The organism is Bacillus sp. FCW2 (assembly GCF_021228595.1).
GTDB lineage: Bacteria > Bacillota > Bacilli > Bacillales > Bacillaceae > Bacillus > Bacillus velezensis.
In genome coordinates, this window is the sequence record NZ_CP089436.1 from 3522991 (window position 1) to 3543446 (window position 20456).

The 20456-nt window shown below is 44.0% G+C and carries 27 protein-coding genes; 9 read left to right on the forward strand and 18 right to left on the reverse strand.

Annotation, left to right across the window (positions count from 1 at the left end):
- Positions 1–11: 11 nt before the first annotated feature.
- From K3G25_RS17305 to K3G25_RS17315, 3 genes are all read right to left on the reverse strand, one after another.
- A complete protein-coding gene (locus K3G25_RS17305; protein WP_014418027.1) occupies positions 12–1031 on the reverse strand; it encodes a zinc-binding alcohol dehydrogenase family protein in 1020 nt (339 codons plus the stop codon).
- Between the two features lie 29 nt (positions 1032–1060).
- Positions 1061–2017 carry a sugar kinase gene (locus K3G25_RS17310; RefSeq protein ID WP_100261813.1) on the reverse strand — a complete coding sequence of 319 codons (957 nt, stop codon included), beginning with the start codon at positions 2015–2017 and terminating at the stop codon, positions 1061–1063.
- Positions 2018–2220: 203 nt separating this feature from the next.
- Entirely contained in the window at positions 2221–3639 is a 1419-nt protein-coding gene (locus K3G25_RS17315; protein WP_100261812.1) for an alanine/glycine:cation symporter family protein, read from the reverse strand.
- Between the two features lie 376 nt (positions 3640–4015).
- Here K3G25_RS17315 and K3G25_RS17320 point away from each other — a divergent pair, with 376 nt between their 5' ends.
- Together K3G25_RS17320 and K3G25_RS20775 are read left to right on the forward strand one after the other, a co-directional pair.
- Complete coding sequence (locus K3G25_RS17320; RefSeq protein WP_029973852.1) at positions 4016–4369, forward strand: hypothetical protein; 354 nt, start codon at positions 4016–4018, stop codon at positions 4367–4369.
- Positions 4370–4393: 24 nt separating this feature from the next.
- On the forward strand, positions 4394–4519 hold the full coding sequence (locus K3G25_RS20775) for a hypothetical protein (protein ID WP_003153957.1): 126 nt from the start codon (positions 4394–4396) through the stop codon (positions 4517–4519).
- A gap of 51 nt (positions 4520–4570) precedes the next feature.
- On the opposite strand, the gene parC is transcribed toward K3G25_RS20775, so the two are convergent.
- From parC to K3G25_RS17335, 3 genes are all read right to left on the reverse strand, one after another.
- Positions 4571–6994: a DNA topoisomerase IV subunit A gene (gene parC / locus K3G25_RS17325; protein ID WP_029973853.1), complete on the reverse strand. Its 2424-nt coding sequence runs from the start codon at positions 6992–6994 to the stop codon at positions 4571–4573.
- 2 nt (positions 6995–6996) lie between these two features.
- The gene (gene parE / locus K3G25_RS17330) at positions 6997–8964 is read right to left on the reverse strand and encodes a DNA topoisomerase IV subunit B (protein WP_014305073.1); all 1968 of its coding nucleotides are present in this window, start codon (positions 8962–8964) and stop codon (positions 6997–6999) included.
- Positions 8965–9387: 423 nt separating this feature from the next.
- On the reverse strand, positions 9388–9795 hold the full coding sequence (locus K3G25_RS17335) for a CoA-binding protein (protein WP_007410316.1): 408 nt from the start codon (positions 9793–9795) through the stop codon (positions 9388–9390).
- A gap of 151 nt (positions 9796–9946) precedes the next feature.
- On the opposite strand from K3G25_RS17335, the gene plsY reads away from it, so the two are divergent.
- Together plsY and K3G25_RS17345 are read left to right on the forward strand one after the other, a co-directional pair.
- Positions 9947–10528, forward strand: a complete 582-nt coding sequence (gene plsY, locus K3G25_RS17340; protein ID WP_014418024.1) for a glycerol-3-phosphate 1-O-acyltransferase PlsY — start codon at positions 9947–9949, stop codon at positions 10526–10528.
- Positions 10529–10616: 88 nt separating this feature from the next.
- Complete coding sequence (locus K3G25_RS17345) at positions 10617–10904, forward strand: HesB/YadR/YfhF family protein (protein ID WP_007410318.1); 288 nt, start codon at positions 10617–10619, stop codon at positions 10902–10904.
- A gap of 33 nt (positions 10905–10937) precedes the next feature.
- Here the strand turns inward: K3G25_RS17345 and K3G25_RS17350 are convergent, their stop codons facing one another.
- From K3G25_RS17350 to acnA, 7 genes are all read right to left on the reverse strand, one after another.
- On the reverse strand, positions 10938–11237 hold the full coding sequence (locus K3G25_RS17350; protein WP_007611759.1) for a hypothetical protein: 300 nt from the start codon (positions 11235–11237) through the stop codon (positions 10938–10940).
- Between the two features lie 15 nt (positions 11238–11252).
- Positions 11253–11669: a YbgC/FadM family acyl-CoA thioesterase gene (locus K3G25_RS17355; RefSeq protein WP_003153973.1), complete on the reverse strand. Its 417-nt coding sequence runs from the start codon at positions 11667–11669 to the stop codon at positions 11253–11255.
- 86 nt (positions 11670–11755) lie between these two features.
- A complete protein-coding gene (gene tlp / locus K3G25_RS17360; RefSeq protein WP_007410320.1) occupies positions 11756–11998 on the reverse strand; it encodes a small acid-soluble spore protein Tlp in 243 nt (80 codons plus the stop codon).
- Positions 11999–12022: 24 nt separating this feature from the next.
- Positions 12023–12169, reverse strand: coding sequence for an acid-soluble spore protein N (locus K3G25_RS17365; RefSeq protein WP_003153977.1), 147 nt, complete (start codon positions 12167–12169; stop codon positions 12023–12025).
- Positions 12170–12232: 63 nt separating this feature from the next.
- A complete protein-coding gene (locus K3G25_RS17370) occupies positions 12233–12358 on the reverse strand; it encodes an FbpB family small basic protein (RefSeq protein ID WP_012117651.1) in 126 nt (41 codons plus the stop codon).
- Between the two features lie 78 nt (positions 12359–12436).
- Entirely contained in the window at positions 12437–12946 is a 510-nt protein-coding gene (locus K3G25_RS17375) for a TlpA family protein disulfide reductase (protein WP_014418022.1), read from the reverse strand.
- 61 nt (positions 12947–13007) lie between these two features.
- Positions 13008–15734 (reverse strand): aconitate hydratase AcnA, encoded by a 2727-nt coding sequence (acnA, locus tag K3G25_RS17380; protein ID WP_017417878.1) that lies wholly within the window; start codon positions 15732–15734, stop codon positions 13008–13010.
- 231 nt (positions 15735–15965) lie between these two features.
- Here acnA and sspO point away from each other — a divergent pair, with 231 nt between their 5' ends.
- The 4 genes from sspO to K3G25_RS17400 all read left to right on the forward strand — a co-directional run bounded on the left by sspO (position 15966) and on the right by K3G25_RS17400 (position 17416).
- Complete coding sequence (gene sspO / locus K3G25_RS17385) at positions 15966–16112, forward strand: small acid-soluble spore protein SspO (RefSeq protein ID WP_003153982.1); 147 nt, start codon at positions 15966–15968, stop codon at positions 16110–16112.
- A 29-nt stretch (positions 16113–16141) separates the two neighbouring features.
- The gene (locus K3G25_RS17390) at positions 16142–16288 is read left to right on the forward strand and encodes a small acid-soluble spore protein P (protein WP_003153984.1); all 147 of its coding nucleotides are present in this window, start codon (positions 16142–16144) and stop codon (positions 16286–16288) included.
- A gap of 94 nt (positions 16289–16382) precedes the next feature.
- Positions 16383–16754, forward strand: coding sequence for an Hsp20/alpha crystallin family protein (locus tag K3G25_RS17395; protein ID WP_007410324.1), 372 nt, complete (start codon positions 16383–16385; stop codon positions 16752–16754).
- A gap of 233 nt (positions 16755–16987) precedes the next feature.
- Positions 16988–17416 (forward strand): DUF2621 domain-containing protein, encoded by a 429-nt coding sequence (locus K3G25_RS17400; protein ID WP_022553285.1) that lies wholly within the window; start codon positions 16988–16990, stop codon positions 17414–17416.
- 27 nt (positions 17417–17443) lie between these two features.
- On the opposite strand, the gene K3G25_RS17405 is transcribed toward K3G25_RS17400, so the two are convergent.
- The 3 genes from K3G25_RS17405 to K3G25_RS17415 form a co-directional block, all read right to left on the reverse strand.
- On the reverse strand, positions 17444–17935 hold the full coding sequence (locus K3G25_RS17405; protein ID WP_007611735.1) for a CcdC family protein: 492 nt from the start codon (positions 17933–17935) through the stop codon (positions 17444–17446).
- A 79-nt stretch (positions 17936–18014) separates the two neighbouring features.
- On the reverse strand, positions 18015–18377 hold the full coding sequence (locus tag K3G25_RS17410) for a response regulator (protein WP_007410327.1): 363 nt from the start codon (positions 18375–18377) through the stop codon (positions 18015–18017).
- 84 nt (positions 18378–18461) lie between these two features.
- Complete coding sequence (locus tag K3G25_RS17415) at positions 18462–19169, reverse strand: cytochrome c biogenesis protein CcdA (RefSeq protein ID WP_088056486.1); 708 nt, start codon at positions 19167–19169, stop codon at positions 18462–18464.
- 201 nt (positions 19170–19370) lie between these two features.
- On the opposite strand from K3G25_RS17415, the gene K3G25_RS17420 reads away from it, so the two are divergent.
- Positions 19371–19544, forward strand: a complete 174-nt coding sequence (locus tag K3G25_RS17420) for an aspartyl-phosphate phosphatase Spo0E family protein (RefSeq protein WP_012117647.1) — start codon at positions 19371–19373, stop codon at positions 19542–19544.
- Positions 19545–19617: 73 nt separating this feature from the next.
- Here the strand turns inward: K3G25_RS17420 and K3G25_RS17425 are convergent, their stop codons facing one another.
- Together K3G25_RS17425 and sirA are read right to left on the reverse strand one after the other, a co-directional pair.
- On the reverse strand, positions 19618–19836 hold the full coding sequence (locus K3G25_RS17425; protein WP_003153994.1) for a YneF family protein: 219 nt from the start codon (positions 19834–19836) through the stop codon (positions 19618–19620).
- 85 nt (positions 19837–19921) lie between these two features.
- Complete coding sequence (sirA, locus tag K3G25_RS17430; protein ID WP_003153995.1) at positions 19922–20368, reverse strand: sporulation inhibitor of replication protein SirA; 447 nt, start codon at positions 20366–20368, stop codon at positions 19922–19924.
- Positions 20369–20456 lie beyond the last annotated feature (88 nt).

The following is a 20456-nucleotide window of genomic DNA, read 5'->3' on the forward strand; positions in this document are numbered from 1 at the left end:
TCGCTCCTCCTTTAATCAAACGTAATGATTGCTTTTCCCACCTTGCCCGGGTGCTGTTCGATCAACTGAAATGCTTGATGGACGTCATCTGCTGAAAATGTATGTGTAATAAGACCACCGTGCGTTAACAGGCCTTTATTCAGTAAGTCTGTAATGTACGGAAACTGATTCGTCTGCAATCTTGAACCGGTTATCGTGACTTCCTTTTTTGTGATCGGAAGCTGAGAAATGCCGGCAGTCCTCTCATCAAAACCAAGCACAACCACATGACCGGCCGGAGAAACCGCGTCAATGGACGTTTCAAACGTTGAGGGGAGACAGACGGCATCAATGACGGCATTGGCGCCTTCATTTTTGGTCCATTCGTTCACCCGCAAAACGGGATCTTCTTTTTGCGCGTTGACGGTAACGTCCGCACCGTTTTTTTCAGCGAATGCCAAGCGTTCATCATTCAAGTCGGTTATCATGACGGAAGCGCCTTTGAGCTTTGCCATTTTTAATATGCAGATTCCGATCGGCCCCGCCCCCTGAATCAAAACGGTATCTTCCTTCTCGACTCTGCCTCTCCAAACGGCCTGGGCGCCGATCGTATATGGTTCTGCCATGACCGCTTCCTCCCAGGGCAGATCGGGCGAAACGGCATGCAGCTGCTTTTCCGGAAGCACGATATATTCCCGCATCCCGCCATCTTCATGAACGCCGAACACCGAAAGCGCTTTGCAGACGTTCGGACGTCCTTTCCGGCAGGCATAGCATGTTCCGCAATAAGATATCGGTTCAATCACTACCCGGTCACCCGGCTTGAAACGCCGGACAAGAGAACCGGTCTTTGCGACTTCCCCTGTGACTTCATGACCGATTACTCTCGGCAGGGACGCTAACGGATTTGTCCCATGATAAATATGCAAATCTGATCCGCAAATTCCGACCCGCTTCACCTTGACAAGAACATCATCCGCGTGGACAACAGACGGTTTCTCACATTCCGTCACCACCAGATCAAAAGCTTTCCGTACTAGAACCGCTTTCATTTTCTCACCCGCTTTTTAAGTTGTGCTTGCTAACGTTCAATCACAGTCTCTTTGTTTACAAATGACAGAACCTCTTCTAGATAGGGAAGCCCTTCATTGTCACCGGAAACTGTGGTGACGAGCGCACCGACCGCATTGGCAAACTCCAGACGTTTTTCCGGTTCAAAACCATGCAGATAACCGTACAGGTAGCCGGCATTAAAGCCGTCACCCGCTCCTACCGTGTCAACAGGCGCAACCGGGAAAGCCTCTTTGTGAACCCACTTATGATCATGATACAGCGCAGAACCTGCTTCACCGTCTTTTATGACAAGCTGACTGATTGAATAGGTCTCTGCAAACCGGGCTAATGCTTCATTTTCCCCTATACCTGTCAGCTGTTTCATTTCGCCCCGGCCCGCCAGAAGAATATCAGTATGCGGAAAGATTTGATGAAATGCCGCACGCGCCTCCTCAATCGTCCACAGCTTCAGCCTGATATTCGGATCAAAAGATACGGGAATCCCCCTTGCTTTGGCGATGGAAAGCACCCTTTCAGCAATTTCAAGGTTTTTCTTATCAAGCGCGAGGAACACACCGGTAAGATGAACGATGTGAATGCCGGCAAACATATTCTCTGTTATATCTTCCGGTGCAAGAGTCAGAATTGGTGAATTGAAACGGTAATAAAACGTCTTGCCTGAACCGTCATTTCTGATCTCTTTGACATTTAAAGATGTAGGAAAGCCTTCAACATAGGAGACGTCAGTCACATCAATTCCTTCTCCTTTGGCAAACTGATAAATCACTCTGCCGAACTCATCCTTCCCCAGCCTGCTGACCCACTTTGAGTGCAGATTCAATCTGGCGCACGCAATCGCAAAATTCAGTTCAGCTCCTCCTGCTTTTCGTTCAAAATGGGTAACAAAACGCAAAGGCCCTGTGCTTGCGGGATTTAAGGTGATCATCGCATCACCGATCGTAAAAATGCCATAATCAGAAGCCACATTAATACTCCTTTCTTTTAAGACTAAATCGGTTTGGTAAACCGGTTTAGTTAAACTTTATATGAAAGCCCTTACACACGCAAGATAAAAATACAATAAATTCATAAAAATCTGTTTTCGGCAAAAATAATCCGGTTTTTCACATGAAAGAACCCCTCACAACAAAATGTAAGGGGTTTTTTGAAAATTGTATGCATGTTTCCTCAGTTAGCAGTCTTACGTTCGGGGCTTGTACCTTCTTCTTCCGCCCATGTTTCAATATGCCTGAGCTCCGGAGTATTCTCGGCTTTGAATACGGGATCAAGACCTTTTTTGCGCTGAGCGGCATAATCCTTATAGATCTTGTAGGCTACATTACTCAGCAATAAGATTGCCACTAAGTTAATGAGAGCCAAGAGTCCCATAAACAAGTTTGCCATGTCCCAGACGATCTGGAAGTCAGCCAAACATCCGTATACCACCATCACTACGACGAATACGCGGTAAATATTAAGCCATGTTTTGCTTGTTTTAATAAATTCAATATTCGTTTCACCATAGTAATAGTTGCCGACGACAGAACTGAATGCGAATAAAAACATCGCAATCGCAATAAATGTCGGCGCCCATCCGCCGAGGTGGTGCTGCAGTGCGGCTTGCGTCACTTGAATGCCGTCTCCTTTAGGCGTAAAGCTGTACAATAAAATGATAAAGGCAGTCGATGTACAAACGATAAATGTATCAAAAAACACGCCGAGCGTCTGAATTAATCCCTGCTTAGCCGGATGCGACACATGTGCAGCCGCTGCGGCATTCGGCGCGCTTCCCATACCCGCTTCGTTTGAAAACAGGCCGCGCTGCGCACCGATAATAATGATGCTTCCTAAGCTTCCGCCGACGATCTGTTCAAGACCGAACGCATTTTTCACAATCGTAACAAACAGCTCAGGTACCGCTGTAATATTTACAATCACGACATACAGCGCGATCAGAATATACATACCCGCCATGACCGGAACGATTAATTGCGAAACGGAAACAACACGTTTCAGACCGCCGAATATAATGAAAGCCGTTAATACCGCTAAAATGATTGCGATAACTGTTTTATTCACATGGAATGCTTCGTCAAACGCGACAGAAATCGTATTTGACTGCACGGCGTTAAAGATAAGTCCGAAAGAAACGGTAATCAATACGGCGAATAAAATACCGAGCCAGCGGGCGCCCAGTCCCTTTGCCATGTAATATGCCGGACCGCCGCGGAATTCGTCACCGGAACGCACTTTATACAGCTGCGCCAAGGTGCTTTCCACAAAGCTGGAAGCCATACCGACAATCGCTACGATCCACATCCAAAATACTGCGCCGGGACCGCCTGTTGCAATCGCCAGCGCGACGCCGGTCAAGTTTCCGGTTCCGACACGAGAAGCGGCTGAGATAAAGAATGCCTGCATTGAAGACACTCCTTTATTTCCTTGCGGCTTCTCCCCGACGATTCTGAACATTTCTATAAAGTATTGGAATTGAATAAAGCGAAAACGGAACGTAAAGTACAATCCGATCCCGACTAAAATATAAACAAGATACTTCCAAATAAAATCATTTGGAACATTTATGATTTCACTGATGAAAGCCTCCATGTTTAACCTCCCTTTTACATATCTTTTACTGTCATTTTTGCTGCATATGTTAGATCTTTTAACACAACGAGTATTATTATATCACAACAACAGTGGTTGAGAAGTTTTTTTAAGAAAATGTTTCGGTTTCTTCATCACGTCTTTTGCTGTCATGCCCCGTTTTTTATCTTACAGCCCGAAAAATGTTGTCACGTCATAAGGAATGAGTGCATATCATAACAAATGGGTCTTTAAGAAAAAAGAGATGAAAAGATGGATGAAATGGTATATACTTAACCAGGATAATAATTTTTTAAATTTAATAAATATGTTTACTTTACATTTAAATTAGGGTATTATAATAAAAATATTCAGACTTATGAAGGGGGGAGAACATTTGAAAAAAATCTTGTTTTTAAAAGCTTCTATTTTATTTTTAGCGATTGCAAGCTTTCATTTGCTCTCCATTCCCCATGCGTTTGATACTGCTCATCATTTTAAAGCGGTAGCCGACCAGCAGGAAATGCACGAAATGAAGGCCGGCCAAAATGCTGATGATGAGAAAAAATCGCTGACGGACTCATATATCTTGACGGCGCTTTTTGCCGCTTCTGTCTCACTGATCGTGATATCAGACAGGAGACGCCCCGCTTCCCGGAGAAGACAGCGAAAGAAAAGCTTTTTAATCGCTAAATTTTATCAGTCCTCGTATTTCGATGAGCTTCATGTTCAACATCGCCTATCTATGTAACATAAAATGAGGAGGTTGTTAAACATGTTGTTTATCTTACGAATGGTGATTTTAGGGTTGTTTTCATTCACTGCATTGAATTTATTTGTATGGCAGGGAATCGAAGTCATTCACGCTATCACTGACTTATTCGGCAGCCATGAAAGCTAAATAGTAAAACCTCCGCTCAATGAGCGGAGGTTTTTTATTTTAATTTTACTCTTAAACATCAGACGCGGGGATACGCCATACATCTGTTACCGGCCCTGTCTCATCTTCATCGGTAAAGAAGGAACCGTTGCTGTATCGGTCATTCGCCCGCAAGGACTTCACGGCGATTTCGATTCTCTCGCCTTTTTCTGTTTCCGCAGCGATCATGTCGGCCAAAGCGCATGCGAATACGCCGACTGTGCGATGCGGGTTCTTTTTAAGCTCACGCAGCATGATGACGCCGCGCTTCGCTCTGGATGTTTTTTCGAATTCAGATAGGTTCATCCGCTTGATTGCTCCCCGCTGTGTGACAAGGATAAGCGAATCTGTCTCATGCAGGATTTGTCCTGATACGACGGTATCACCGTCTTTTAAATTTATACCCTTTACGCCGGCCGCACGGGCACCGACTACATTTACTTCATCTTCACCGAACCATAAACCGTACCCGAGGCGGGTGGCGATAAACAGCTGGCTGCCGCCGTCTGTGACATGAACATCAATGAGCTCGTCGTCCCCTTTAAGGTTAAGCGCAACAAGCGCTTTCGAGTAACGCTGCGCTTTGTAATGCGTCATTTCAGTTCTTTTCACCATGCCATTTTTTGTCATAAACAATAAATATGAAGATGGATCAAATTCTTTTACCGGTATAGCTTTCACGATGATTTCATCACGGTCAATCGTGATGATGTTCGTTACGTGCTGCCCCATGTCTTTCCACCTGATATCAGGAAGCTGGTGAACCGGACAATAAACATAGCTTCCCTTATTGGTAAAGAGCAGGAGAACATCCGTTGTATTCATTTCAAATTGGTGAATCAGCCTGTCAGTATCCTTCATACCGAAATCCTGACCGTTAGAAGCGGCAAATGACCGCTGGCTTGTTCGTTTTACATAGCCGTCTTTTGTGACTGTCACATATACGTCCTCAGAGGCTACCATGACTTCAAGATTGATTTTAATTTCCTCAATCTTTTCTTCAATGACAGACCGTCTGCTGTCAGCATAGGTCTTTTTCAATTTTTTCAGGCTGCTTGTAATGACTTTTAACAGCTTTTTATCATGACTTAAAATGGCTTCGAGCTCCTGAATTTTCTTGCTGAGCTCTTCCGCTTCCTCTTTTAGCGCCGTAATATCCGTGTTTGTCAGACGATACAGCTGCAAGGATACGATCGCTTCAGCCTGCGGCTCCGTAAATGCGAATTTAGACATTAAGTTTTGTTTCGCATCTTTCTTGTCGCTGCTTGCCCGGATGACCGCTATGACCTCATCTAACACAGACAGTGCCTTCATCAGTCCTTCAACGATGTGATGCCGCTCTTTTGCTTTTTGCAATTCAAAGACGGAGCGGTTTGTCACTACTTCCTTCTGGTGGGAAATATACGCATCCAGGATGGCTGTAAGACTCATCAGCATCGGCCGGCGGTTATGTATGGCGACCATATTAAAGTTATATGTTGTCTGCAGATCAGTGTTTTTATATAAGAAATTCAGGATGCCTTTTGCATCGGCTTCTTTCTTTAACTCAACGACCACCCGAAGCCCCGTGCGGTCAGTTTCATCCCGGACTTCAGAAATGCCTTCGACTTTTTTGTCTATGCGGTATTCGTCCATTTTCTTTACGAGATTGGCTTTGTTTACTTCAAACGGAATTTCTGTAATGACGATCTGCTCCCGTCCGCCTCTTACGGATTCCACTTCAGCCTTGCCGCGGATAATAATTTTGCCTTTCCCGGTTTCATAAGCCTTCCGAATGCCGTCGACTCCTTGAATAATGCCTCCTGTCGGAAAGTCAGGCCCTTTAATCACCTGCATCAAGTCATCGACGGTGCAATCCGGAGATTCAATCCGTTTAATGACGGCATCAATGACCTCACCCAGATGATGAGGGGGAATATCAGTCGCATAGCCCGCTGAAATCCCGGTTGATCCGTTGACAAGCAAGTTAGGGAACATGGCGGGCAAAACAACCGGTTCTTTACTAGTGTCATCAAAGTTCGGAACGAATTCAACCGTATTTTTATCAATATCACGCAAAAGCTCTGACGCGATAGAAGATAATCTCGCTTCCGTATAACGCATGGCAGCCGGCGGATCACCGTCAATGCTTCCATTGTTGCCGTGCATCTCAATCAGCACATTCCGCACTTTCCAATCCTGGCTCATCCGCACCATCGCTTCATAAACGGAGCTGTCACCGTGCGGATGATAATTACCGATAACGTTTCCGACCGTTTTCGCCGCTTTACGGAAATTTTTATCGAATGTATTTCCGTCTGCGTGCATGGCGTATAAAATTCTCCGCTGCACCGGCTTTAAACCGTCACGAGCGTCGGGCAGCGCCCTGTCTTGAATAATGTATTTACTGTAGCGTCCGAAACGGTCGCCGATTACTTCTTCTAACGGTAAATCATGAAATAATTCTGGCTGTGCCACTATTAAACCTCCTCAGCGACCGACAAGTTTTCATTTTCTAAAATATTGCTTTCCTCATCTAATCCGAAGGCAACATTCTTTTCAATCCATTTTCTTCTCGGTTCTACTTTGTCTCCCATTAATGTCGTTACACGGCGCTCTACCCGTGCCGCATCGTCGATCTTGACTCTGACGAGCGTTCGCGATTCGGGATTCATCGTCGTTTCCCAGAGCTGGTCTGCGTTCATTTCTCCCAGACCTTTATAGCGCTGGATGGTATATCCTTTGCCGACTTTCTTTAAAACGCCGTCCATTTCTTCGTCGGACCAGGCATATTCAATAATCTCTTTCTTACCGCTCCCTTTGCTCACTTTGTAAAGAGGCGGAAGGGCGATGAAGACTTTTCCGTGCTCGATTAAAGGTTTCATATAGCGGTAGAAAAACGTTAACAGCAAGACTTGAATGTGCGCGCCGTCGGTATCCGCGTCCGTCATGATGATGATCTTGTCATAGTTGATGTCGTCTATATCAAAATCTGCGCCGACACCGCCGCCGATCGCATGAATAATCGTATTGATTTCTTCATTTTTGAAGATGTCTGCAAGCTTTGCTTTCTCTGTGTTGATGACCTTTCCGCGAAGGGGCAGCACGGCTTGGAATTTCCGGTCTCTTCCTTGTTTTGCAGAACCTCCCGCAGAGTCTCCCTCCACCAGATACAATTCATTCTTCGCCGGATTTCTGGAACCGGCGGGTGTGAGTTTTCCGCTCAGCGTCGCTTCTGATTTTTTTCGCTTTTTGCCGCTTCTCGCTTCTTCTCTCGCTTTACGGGCCGCTTCACGGGCCTGGCTTGCTTTAATCGCTTTTTTGACAAGCAGGGTCGCCGTATCGCGGTTTTCTTCCAAGAAATAAGCAAGATTCTCGGAAATGACGGCATCCGCGGCTGATCTCGCCTCACTTGTGCCAAGCTTCCCTTTCGTCTGGCCTTCAAATTGCAGCAGTTCCTCCGGGATACGCACGGAAATGATTGCGGACAAACCTTCCCTGATATCGGCGCCTTCAAGGTTCTTGTCTTTCTCTTTTAAAAGGGCAACCTTTCGCGCATACTCGTTAAACGCTCTTGTCATTGCCGTTTTGGCTCCTGATTCGTGGGTGCCGCCGTCCTTTGTTCTGACGTTATTAACGAATGACAGCATATTTTCTGAATACCCGTCATTAAACTGAAACGCGAAATCGACTTCAATGTCATGATGCTCGCCTTCAAAGGAAACCACTTCGCATAAAGCGTCCTTTTCCTCGTTTAAATAAGCGACAAATGCTTCAATTCCGTTCTCATAATAAAATACTTCTTTTACGCCGTTCCGTTCATCAATTAATTCTATTTTCAAACCTTTTAACAAGAAAGCCGATTCGCGCAGACGTTCTGACAGCGTGTCAAAATTATAAACCGTTGCGCTGAACATTGACGGATCAGGTTTAAAATGGGTAAGCGTTCCCGTTTTTTTGGTCGTTCCGATTTTTTCAAGTGAAGTCACGGGCTTGCCGCCGTTTTCAAACCGCTGTTTATAAACATATCCGTCACGCTCAATAGTAACTGTCAGCCACTCCGATAATGCGTTTACGACAGAAGCGCCGACACCATGCAGACCGCCGCTTGTTTTATAGCCGCCCTGTCCGAATTTCCCCCCGGCATGCAGCACGGTGAAAATAACTTCCGGCGTCGGCTTTCCGAGCTTATGCATCCCGGTCGGCATTCCGCGTCCTCTGTCCTGTACGGAGATGCTGTTGTCCTTATGTATCGTTACGATAATATGATCTCCGTAGCCGGCAAGAACTTCATCGACGGAATTGTCGACGATCTCATATACCAGATGGTGCAGGCCGCGTGCGTCCGTCGAACCGATATACATTCCCGGTCGTTTTCTGACGGCTTCCAGGCCTTCAAGCACCTGTATGGCATCTTCGTTGTAATCAAATTGCTGTTTTCTAGCCAAACGTACAAACCCCTTTCAAAAAACCTGCTCTTAATCATTCTCTTTTTTAAATGTTTTCATGTCTTTGTTTTTCAGTATGCGCAAGCTTCGGTCCAATTCTCCTCGGACTCACAATTATAACCAATATGCTTGATTTCGCAACATATTTAAGCGAATGGCTCGTTTTTTAGGCCGCAAGACATACATTCGAACGGCTTTTCATCTTTTTGGTGCCCTTTTCGGCGGATAAGAACATGAGTTCGCTTTCTATTATATAGCTTTATGCCGGCCATCGCAAACAGACTGTAAACCCCTGTATAAAGGGGTTTCTAAAAAAGCTGTTCATGCTTTATTGTATCTGTTTCATCATCATACGCAAAGAGTATTCTTTCAATAAAAAAGCAAAAACCCCTGATTTGCCAAGGATTTTTGCCTTTTTTGTTCCTATTTTATAACAGCGCGGGCGACTTTTATACATAAATCCATAACAGCCGTCCGTCCTTTGTCTGTAATCATGCGATACGCTTCTTCATTTGCAAGACCCTGCTGCGCCCAAAAAACGGGAGCGTCCGTCTGTAAAAATTCTTCAGCGACGCCGGGAAGCTGCTCAGAGCGTCTGAACACATTCACGATATCAATCGGTCCCTCCACGTCTTTTAATGAAGCGACGGCTTTAACGCCAAGCGCCTCATCAATCGTTGGATTGACGGGAATAATTTCATACCCTTCATCCTGCATCGCTTTGGAAACCATGTAAGAAGTCCGGTCGGGACGGTCTGACAGCCCGACGACTGCGATCCGTTTGCTCCGGTCCAGAATTTCTTTAATCTCTGATTTTGAAGGATTTTGCATCTTTACCATCTCCTTTTGATATATTGTACATGACCGCTTCGCCGGAATCAAAAAAAGCGCTTTGTCAGCTTAATTCTCAAAAAACTTGTCATCAGACGGTAACAACTCGTGTTAAAATAGAGTGAAGGGACATTGAAAAGGAGAAATGTAGATGTTGATTGCTTTATTGATTATTTTGGCCTATGTAATAGGCAGCATCCCGTCAGGTTTAATCGTAGGCAAACTTGCGAAAGGGATCGATATTAGAGAACACGGAAGCGGCAATTTGGGCGCCACAAATGCTTTTCGCACGCTTGGCGTTAAAGCGGGATCTGTCGTCATCGCAGCCGATATTTTAAAAGGCACCTTGGCCGCGGCGCTCCCATATTTACTGCACGTCCCCATTCATCCTCTTCTCGCAGGGGTGGCAGCAGTAATCGGCCATGTATTCCCCGTGTTCGCAAAGTTTAAGGGAGGCAAAGCCGTAGCCACATCAGGGGGCGTCCTGCTGTTTTATGCTCCGCTGTTATTCGTTACGATGGTTGCAGTATTTTTCGTATTTTTATTCCTTACGAAATTTGTTTCTCTGTCTTCAATGTTAACAGGGATTTATACGATTATTTACTGTCTGTTTGTAAAAGACCCTTATTTATTAATCGTAGTGACGCTCTTGACCGCGTTTGTTATCTACAGACACAGGGCAAACATCAAACGGATTATAAACAAAACAGAACCGAAGATCAAATGGTTTTGATGAAACTTCAATTTTGACATCAAAATGCCATATGCGTTTATAATAGAGATAATTTCTTTATATGAGAAACAAAAAGGGAGTGTTCCGGATGAACATGAAAGTAACGAAAGGCGCGCTGGATTGGTACAAAGAAGAGCTCGATCTGGAAACAGGCGACCATGTCCGTTTCTTTGTCCGTTACGGGGGATGCAGCAACGTTCAGAAAGGCTTTTCTCTCGGCATTTTAAAAGACCGGCCGATGAACATCGGCACCAGCACGGAAGTTGAAGGCATTACCTTTTTTATTGAAGAAAGCGACTTATGGTACTTTGATAATCACGATTTGTCAGTCACATATTCAGATCAGGCAGAAGAGCCGGTATTTGATTATGTGTAAAAAAAAGAACGCAGCGGATGCGTTCTTTTTTTTTTACAGCCTGAACCTTTTGAGATGATCAGTCAGACGTTCTTTTTCTAATATGCTTCTTTGCGTATCACCGAGCAGGTCAAAGTGGGGAAATTCATTTTTATGGTGAATCCACTCCGGCTTCAGCCCGTACTCCGCTCCCCATCTGATCAGTTTATTGAGATCGCTTGAACCGGCCTTCGTCACGGTCTTAGCCTCCGGAAAGCGGTCGTCCAGCCAGTAATGCGTTAAAAAAGCGATTTTCCCTTCCGATACATCCCGCTTCCATCTTTCCAGTTCCTTACGCGTAATTCCAAATGCCATAACTGCAGCCGCTCCTTATTTTTTTGCCTTTTCGTAAGCGGCATGCCAATCAGGAAAAGCCTTGCGAAACTGAATCGGTTTGAAGCTCTCTTTATCAACGCATATATGAGAGGATGTCGCTTTGATGGCAAGTTCTTGATCCGGATTATAGATGTGGTAGCCGTAAACGGTTTTAAATCCGTTATATTCTTCAATCCAAGTATGTACGACAGCCGTTTCTCCGTAGCGGAGCGGCTTTTTATAAGAAATGCTGATATCCAATACAGGGGACAGCACTCCTCTATCTTCCATATCCTTGTAAAGGAATCCGAGTTCCTTAATCAGCGCCGTTCTGCCGACCTCCATCCAGACTAAGTAATTGGCATGATAGACGATGCCCATTTGATCTGTTTCCGCATAACGCACTTCTATTTCTTTTTTTGACACATGCAACGTTCTCTGCTCCCTTATTATCAGATTAGCCCCATTTTATCACAACGAGCCGGAAAGAGAAAAAAACCAGGTTTCCCTGGTTTTTATTATGATTGATAGCCGTTTTCTCTTGCAGCCGATTCATCCTGGATTTCACTGCGGAACGATTCAATGCTTTCATTGCGTCTGGCATTCTTCTCTTGAATGCGCTGTTTTTCCTCATCTGTCGCAAATTCCATTGATTCTTTGGCTTCTTCTATATTTTCAATTGTATTCTGCACCATATCCTGCAGCTTTTCAACGTTATCGGAACGGTCATCCGGATTCGGTTTTTGATAATTGTTTGTCATAATGTCTGCTCTCCTTTGATGATGTTATTCGCCTTTCGTCTGCATGACAATCGGATGTCCGTTTGACTTGTCATGAAACTTTTCCCCTTTGTTGCGTTTATATTTAACGGGTTTTGTCCCTAAGTGGCTCGGAGCGTATTGCGGCTGGCCGTCTTTCTTGTTTATGCCCATGTTCATCCCTCCTTAAGAGTATATTTTGCAAAAGGAGGTGCAAACATGACTGCAAATTAAAGGTTATTTTTGTTTGAACCGCTGCTCCAGCTTTTCTTCAAGCTGATTCAAATATTCCGTATTGGTCATCAGCTCACGTTTATTTTCCATAACCAATTCATGAAAAGAACGTTTTCGCATTTTTTTCAATCTTCTCACCTCCGTGTTTTCATTCATTTTTTCCAATTTTTCAAAACCTAAGTCCTCCATAATAAAAAAACTGAATCTCTATTTGAGATCCAGTTTTTCTTTCATTTCTTTTTTTGTCATCGTGCCTACGCGAATGTGCTGAATGGTTCCTTTTTCGTCTAATATGTATGTTGTCGGATAAGAAAGCACGTTGAAATCTCCGTTAATTCCGCTTTTGTCAATCAGAATAGGAAATGTCAGCTGATAATGATCAGCAAATGATTTCACAGCCTGTATATTTTTTTCAGAGGACGTAAAATTAACGGCTGCTACCGCAATATCAGGATATTCTTTCTGCAGCTCCTGCATATCGGGCATTTCCATTCGGCACGGTTTGCACCACGTCGCCCAGAAATTGAGGAGCACTTTTTTTCCTTTATAATCAGAAAGGGAGATGCTTTTTCCTGACAATGTATCAAGTGTAAAATCAGGGGCTTTCATCCCTTCTTCTGTCCCTTCTTTCGGACTTTTTTGTACAGAATAAATGTTCCAGCCCGCATACACTAACAACCCGATAAGTAATATTCCGCCCAGCCATTTCGCAAGCATCTTAAGGCCTCCCGCATAAAAAGAGAGAAAGCAGACTGCTTTCTCTCCTTTGTTCATTCTGCTACTGTTTCATTTTATCGCGAAGCACCATTTGTAAAATGCCGCCGTGGCGATAGTAATCAATTTCCACTTCACTGTCAAAACGGACAACAACTTCAAATGTTTTTACCGTACCGTCTTCACTGATTGCTCTGACAGTCAGCAAGTCGCGCGGACGTACAGATTCATCAACATCCACCTCGATGACTTCCTTACCGGTTAAGCCGAGTGTATCCGCGTTTTCACCCTGTTTGAACTGAAGCGGCAGCACACCCATGAAGACGAGGTTGCTTCTGTGAATTCTTTCAAAGCTTTCGGCAATGACTGTTCTGATGCCGAGCAGGTTTGTTCCTTTTGCAGCCCAGTCACGTGAAGAGCCCATTCCGTAATCTTTTCCGGCCAGGACGACAAGACCCGTTTTATCTTCTTTATACCGCATGCAGGCATCATAAATAGATGTCACTTTCCCGGTAGGCCAATGTGTTGTGTATCCGCCTTCTGTACCCGGTGCGATTTGGTTTTTAATGCGGATATTGGCGAATGTTCCTCTCATCATGACTTCATGGTTTCCGCGGCGTGAGCCGTAAGAGTTAAAGTCACGAGGAGAAACGCCTTTTTCCTGCAGGTATTTGCCCGCCGGTGTGTCTTTTCCGATCGCTCCGGCCGGAGAAATGTGGTCAGTCGTCACGGAATCGCCGAATTTGCCGACAACGCGAAGTCCTCTTAAAGGCTCAACTTTTCCCGGCTCTACAGACATTTCCTCAAAGAACGGCGGGTTTTGAATGTAAGTGGAATCCTGATCCCACTTATACAGCGCTTCATCCGTCGTTTCGATTTCGTTCCAGCGCTGGTTGTCGTCAAATACCGTTTCATACTCTTTGCGGAATAATTCCGGCGTAACAGTCTGTTTGACGAGAGAATTGATTTCATCCATGGACGGCCAGATGTCATCGAAATAAACATTTTGTCCGTCATTTCCGACACCGATCGGATCCGTTTTCAGGTTGATATTCACAGTGCCTGCTAATGCGTATGCGACAACAAGCGGAGGTGACGCAAGGTAGTTTCCTTTGACAAGCGGATGGATCCGGCCTTCAAAGTTTCTGTTACCCGACAAGACAGAAGTGATCAAGAGATCATTTTTAGCAACCGCTTCTTCAATCTCTGGAGAAAGCGGGCCGGAGTTCCCGATACATGTCGTACAGCCATACCCTACGAGGTTAAAGCCGAGCTCCTTCATGTAAGGAAGCAGGCCTGAGTTGACTAAGTATCCAGTAACAACCTTAGACCCCGGTGCAAGTGACGTTTTAACATAATTCGGCACTTTCAAGCCTAATTCTACCGCTTTTTTGGCTACCAATCCGGCACCGATTAATACATAAGGGTTTGATGTATTCGTACAGCTTGTAATAGCAGCGATTGCAATCGCCCCTGTTTTCATAACCGCATCTTCGCCGCTGTTAAGTTTAAATGAAATTTCTTTGTTCTCTTCAGCAGCATCCGCTCCGAATCCTTGGTTGCCGGCCGGGCTGACAAGATGTTTTTTAAACGTTTCCTGCATAACGGAAAGCGGGATTAAATCCTGCGGACGTTTCGGTCCTGAAAGGTTCGCTTCGATTTTTGACAGATCAATTTCCACAACGTCTGTAAAAATCGGCTCTTCCGCGTCAGGCGTATAGAATAAACCATTGTTGCGGCAGTATGCTTCCACAATATCGATCTGCTCTTCTTCACGGCCGGTCAGACGCAGGTAAGAAAGTGCTTCCTCGTCAACAGGGAAGAATCCGCAAGTCGCTCCGTATTCCGGCGCCATATTGGCAATAGTCGCCCGATCCGCAAGCGGAAGCTCAGCAACACCAGGACCGAAGAATTCAACAAATTTATTGACTACGCCTTTTTCGCGCAGCACTTGAGTGACTTTCAGCGCCAAGTCAGTCGCCGTCGTTCCGTTAGGCAATTTTCCGACAAGTTTCGCGCCGATGACCTCAGGAACAGGGAAATATGAAGGCTGGCCGAGCATTCCCGCTTCCGCCTCAATACCGCCGACACCCCAGCCGAGGACGCCGATTCCGTTAATCATTGTTGTATGGGAATCTGTTCCCACCAATGTATCAGGATATGTCACAAGTTCTCCGTCTTCCTCTTTCGTATGAACGACACTTGCCAAAAACTCAAGGTTTACCTGATGAACGATACCTGTTGCAGGCGGAACAGCCTGATAATTGTTAAACGCTTTCTTTGCCCAGCTTAAAAATTTATAACGTTCTGCATTTCTTTCGAATTCTAAGTCCATATTAATGGCTAACGCGTCTTCCGTACCGGCTTTGTCGACTTGTACGGAGTGGTCAATGACCAGGTCAACCGGAATTTCAGGATTGATTTTATCAGGGTCTCCGCCGACAGAGGCCATGGCTTTTCTTAAAGATGCCAGGTCAACTACGGCCGGAACGCCGGTAAAGTCCTGTAGAATAACCCGTGACGGTTTAAACGGCACATCGATATCTTTTAATTCAGCTGTACCCCATCTTGCTAAATTTTCAACATGTTCTTTTGTAATGACACGTCCGTCTACCTGACGCAAAACAGATTCCAAAAGAACCTTAATAGAATAAGGAAGTTTTGAAACATTGCCGACCCCTGCGTCTTCCAATGCTTTTAATGAATAGTAGTTGTATGTTTTCCCATTTGAAGAAAATGTTTTTCTTGCTTGGAAAACGTCTTGTGTTGCGACTTTTTGCTGATTTGTCATTCTCCAAAATCCCCCTTCAATGATCAAGATCGTTCTTTAGATGAATGTTCACATTCCATCACAATTTTCTCACAATTTCATCTTAGTATAAAATCATACATAAGTAAATATCAATGTTTTTATTAAATACAATAAGATCGTCTTATCAGCGTGATTTTCGGTAAATTTTGTCCGATTTTCCGCCTCATACAACGGGCTGTAAAGAGCCATATTAATGTTGAGGTGATGATCATGGTAAAACGGAAAGCCAATCATGTGATTAACGGCATGAATGATGCGAAAAGCCAAGGAAAAGGCGCGGGTTATATAGAAAATGACCAGCTCGTCCTGACGGAAGAAGAACGGCAGAACAATAAAAAAAGAAAAACAAACCAATAGCCGGAACACCTTAAAAAGGAGGCTTTAACATGACAAATAAAAATACGAGTAAAGATATGCATAAAAATGCTCCGAAGGGCCATAACCCCGGCCAGCCGGAACCGCTGAGCGGAAGCAAAAAAGTGAAAAACCGCAACCATACAAGACAAAAACATAATACAAGCCACGATATGTAAAACAGACCCCGGTGTCTGTTTTTTTGTGCCATTCACCCATTCAAAGCTTCTGCATACGTTATAGCAAGGCTTTTTAATATGGAGGGATGCTTCCATGAATCACTCAAAAAACGCTGAAGAATTTGATGATACGGAAGAATGGCTGCGGCAGTTTTACGAGGACCCGTATGCTTGGTATGACGAGACGCTGCCGATCGATCTATATGAAACAAGCCGTCAATATATCATTGAAGCCGACCTGACGGCGCTGAAGCAGGTGCAAGCGATAACCGTCACTCTTTCGGGAAATGAGTTTATGCTCTCTGTTAAAACGCTTGAACGGACGTTAAACAAACAAATGATGCTTCCTTTTTATCTGAATGACAAACATATTTTCACTGATTTCACCAACCATATTCTGACCGTCTCCATGAACAAGGAGCCAAATGAGACTCCTGCCTCTTTTTCCTTTCAATTTCCTCTATAACATAAAAAAGCCGCTTTCATCCCTCAATGGAAGCGGCTTTTTTGTCCGGTCATATCAGTCATATACCCTCAAAGTGAATCTCCCATGGCCAAATAGCAGAATCACTATACGATAGAATATGTTCTAGCAACCGGAATGACTGGACATCTATCATTTTTTCTATTCTTTTTTTCATGTGTTCTTCTATTCTGTCTTCGTTTACAATATGGTTAAAGTAAGGAGGAGATAGAACAATGCTGGAAGGCTGGTTTATGTGGTTTATTTTATTTTGGGTCATCGTGATGATCGGATTGCTGTCTATCGGCGGGTTTTTTATGTTTCGAAAATTTTTAAAACGCTTACCGAAAGAAGACGGCCGGTCAGAACTGGATTGGCAGGACTATTATATTGAAAAAAGCAGGCACTTATGGAATGAGGGTGACAAGGCGTTTTTGGATGAATTGGTCACCCCCGTGCCGGAGCTCTTTCGGGATGTAGCAAAAGCGAAAATCGCCGGAAAAATCGGTGAACTTTCCTTAGCGGAGGAAGCTGAACAAATAAACCGTGATTTAATCATCAGGGGTTACATACTGGCCACTCCTAAGCGTGATCATCAATTTTTAAAAAAGCATCTCCGTGAAAAACAGATTGATCTTACTCCTTATCAAGACCTGCTCAAATAAAAAACCTTTCCGGCGGACGGAAAGGTTTTAATTCATCTGAATATCAGCGGTCTTCAGTTCATTCGAAAGTTTGCGGTAAGACAAAAACATCGCGATGCGCCACGGGACAATCATTCCGAAAGCAAGAATCCAAAACATCCCGCTTAAAGCTCCGTAATCAATCGTCGTGCTCAAAATGGATTTCATAGCGATTCTGATAACCAGCAAACCAATCAGGATAAACACAAACGCTTTTGACCGTTTTAAATAGATTTCATTATTTTTAATCTCAAATTTAGATGTTTTAATCAGAAAAATAGAGAAGATTACGCCCAGCGTAATGGCCTCCAAAAATTCTTCGCCCGTCACTCTGAAAATCGGAAAAAGGAACATAAGCGCTCCCGTACTCATGAAAATCGGCGGGAGAATTATTTTTTTAGGTGAAGCGGGCTTGTCGGAGGATTTAATCCTGACGATCATCACGGAAATTGCCATGGCCGCTGCAATAACGGATGAAATTATAATCATCATCTTTATCATTCCTTTGCTTGCACGGAGTTTGATACTATATACTATACTCCAAAAACATAAAAAAAACCAATTTGAAAAGAGAACACGTTTACGTTCCCGTTACCCGCCCTACGGCTTCCAGCACTTTAGATGCTTCAAACGGTTTAACGATAAAGTCTTTAGCGCCTAATTCAATCGCTTCCAGAACGATCCGCTGCTGCCGCATGGCGGTGCACATGATGATCCGGGCTTTCGGGTCAAAAGCTAAAATATCCTGCAGCGCCTGTATACCGTTTTTGACCGGCATGGTAATATCCATTGTCACCAGGTCGGGACGGATTTTTTGATATACTGCCAGAGCTTCCTCACCGTCAGCCGCTTCCCCGGCCACTGTGTAATTCGCCGATTCCAGAATCTCTCTGATTTTCACCCTCATGAACTTGGCGTCATCTACAACTAAAACTCGTGTCATATTCCCCTCCACATATTTAACATTAACTAGTCTTATTGTACCAAAAACGAAAGGGTATATAATAGTTCAAAAGTTATTAATCCGTTACAGACCCGTAAATCCTCCGAAAAGATTTGACAGAACGATCAGAATGTAGCTCATCCAGTTAAAAAACAGCATAACTCCGATCAGAATCATAAGAATGCCGCCGATTTTCATGATAAGCAGCTGATGCTTGCGAATCCAATTCATTCTGGTAATAAAAAATGAAAGAACAAGAAAAGGAATCGCAAAACCGAGAACATATAAAAACATATACGGCACTGCTGAAGAAGGATTTGTATTTGCCAGCGAAAACACGGCTCCTAAAATAGGCCCGCTGCACGGCGACCAGCCGGCTGCAAACGCAAGACCGATCAGAACCGAACCGATAAACCCCTCCGGACGGCGCTTAAAGTGAATGCGCCGCTCTTTCATCATGAATTTCGGCTGAAACACACCGGCAGTAATCAGCCCGAAAAGGATCAGCATGATAGCGCCAAACTGGCGGATCGCTTCATGATATTGGGTGAAAAAACTGCCGATAAATGAAGTTCCATATCCCAATGCGATAAAAATCACGGAGAAACCAAGCAAAAAACAAAGTGTATGCACGAGGCCGCGCTTTTGCAGCATCACCTTTTCTGTTTTCACCTCGTCCATACTGACACCAGTTATGTAAGATAAAAAGGCGGGGTACAACGGCAGACAGCATGGAGAAATGAAAGACAGAAATCCGGCCCCAAACGTCAGAAAGTAATTAAAACTCACGATGACACACTCCCTTCGAGTTATGACAAAATCATTTCATTTTTTTAACACTTTCCCGAGAAGGATTACTTTTTATAGAAAAAGCTTATATAATTTAATTTGACATCGAGATATTATACTCCTTCTTATTTGAAAAACAGTATAAATGTGGATATAATAATAGCGACTCAGGTGAAAGATTTATGTATGAAAGGATATATCCCTGTGATTAGAGAGCATCTATTAAATGAAATTGAAAAAAAACGGGCAGAGCTGCTTAAAATCGTCATGACAAACGGAATGACATCAAACATTACGATAGAACTCAGCCAGGAGCTTGACCACCTTCTCATACAATATCAAAAAGAACTGCACACCGGCAGTTGGGGTGAAACATGACGCCAAAATAAAAAACCCTCTCCGGGTTTTTTATTTTTATAACCATGTATCTCTATATCATAATCTGTACGTATTATTTCGCTTGATTATTCATGGCTTTCATCATTTGATTAATTTTCTTTTGAGAAGGTTTCATTCCCATTTGCATCATCATCATGCGTAACATTTGTTCATTAATAGGCGGATTCTTTTTCAAATAGCTCATCATATATTTACGAGCAATAAAAAACCCGAGTGCAACACCTATGAGCAATGCGACAACGCCCACTAGGATGCCAACCCATAAAGTCATTTTATTTCCTCCTTCATGTTGTCTAGTTTAAAGTGTACTAAACCAAAGGCTATTATACAACATTTACATCTCTTTTTCCTCGTTTTTAGACAAAATTTCTTTCTCTGACCGGATTTAACCACCCGTAGCGCCGTGTCTTGAAATCCATTGCAAGAAAACAGGGGCTGATTTTACGCAGAATCTCAAAGAAAATCGTTTCCGCCTCATAATCTCCCGAAGCCGCAATCTCAATTAAACTGTCTTTCATCATGAAGGTGGCGCGGCCCTTTTCTCCGGGCAGTGTAAGCCGGTAAATGGAATCCAAACGGCTGTAACTCATTCGGTTTAAATGCAGCTGGAGACGCTGATGCATATGTATCACCGGAATCGGTTCCGTTATATATTGAACTTGCTTTTCTGTCATTTGATATTCCTGGGGTGTCAGATCTGTCCAATGATAGTCTCGAAACAACTCAAACATAGCCGTTTCCCGCCCGAAGTAGTGGTTCGCAAACTCATCCTTTATCAGGTGCGTATAGTAATGACGTTCCATTTCCTCATCCCCTTTTACAGCGCTTCGTTATTGCTTTCTATTATACAAAAGGAGAAAAGAAAGAATTGTCTATTACTGTTACGCCGCC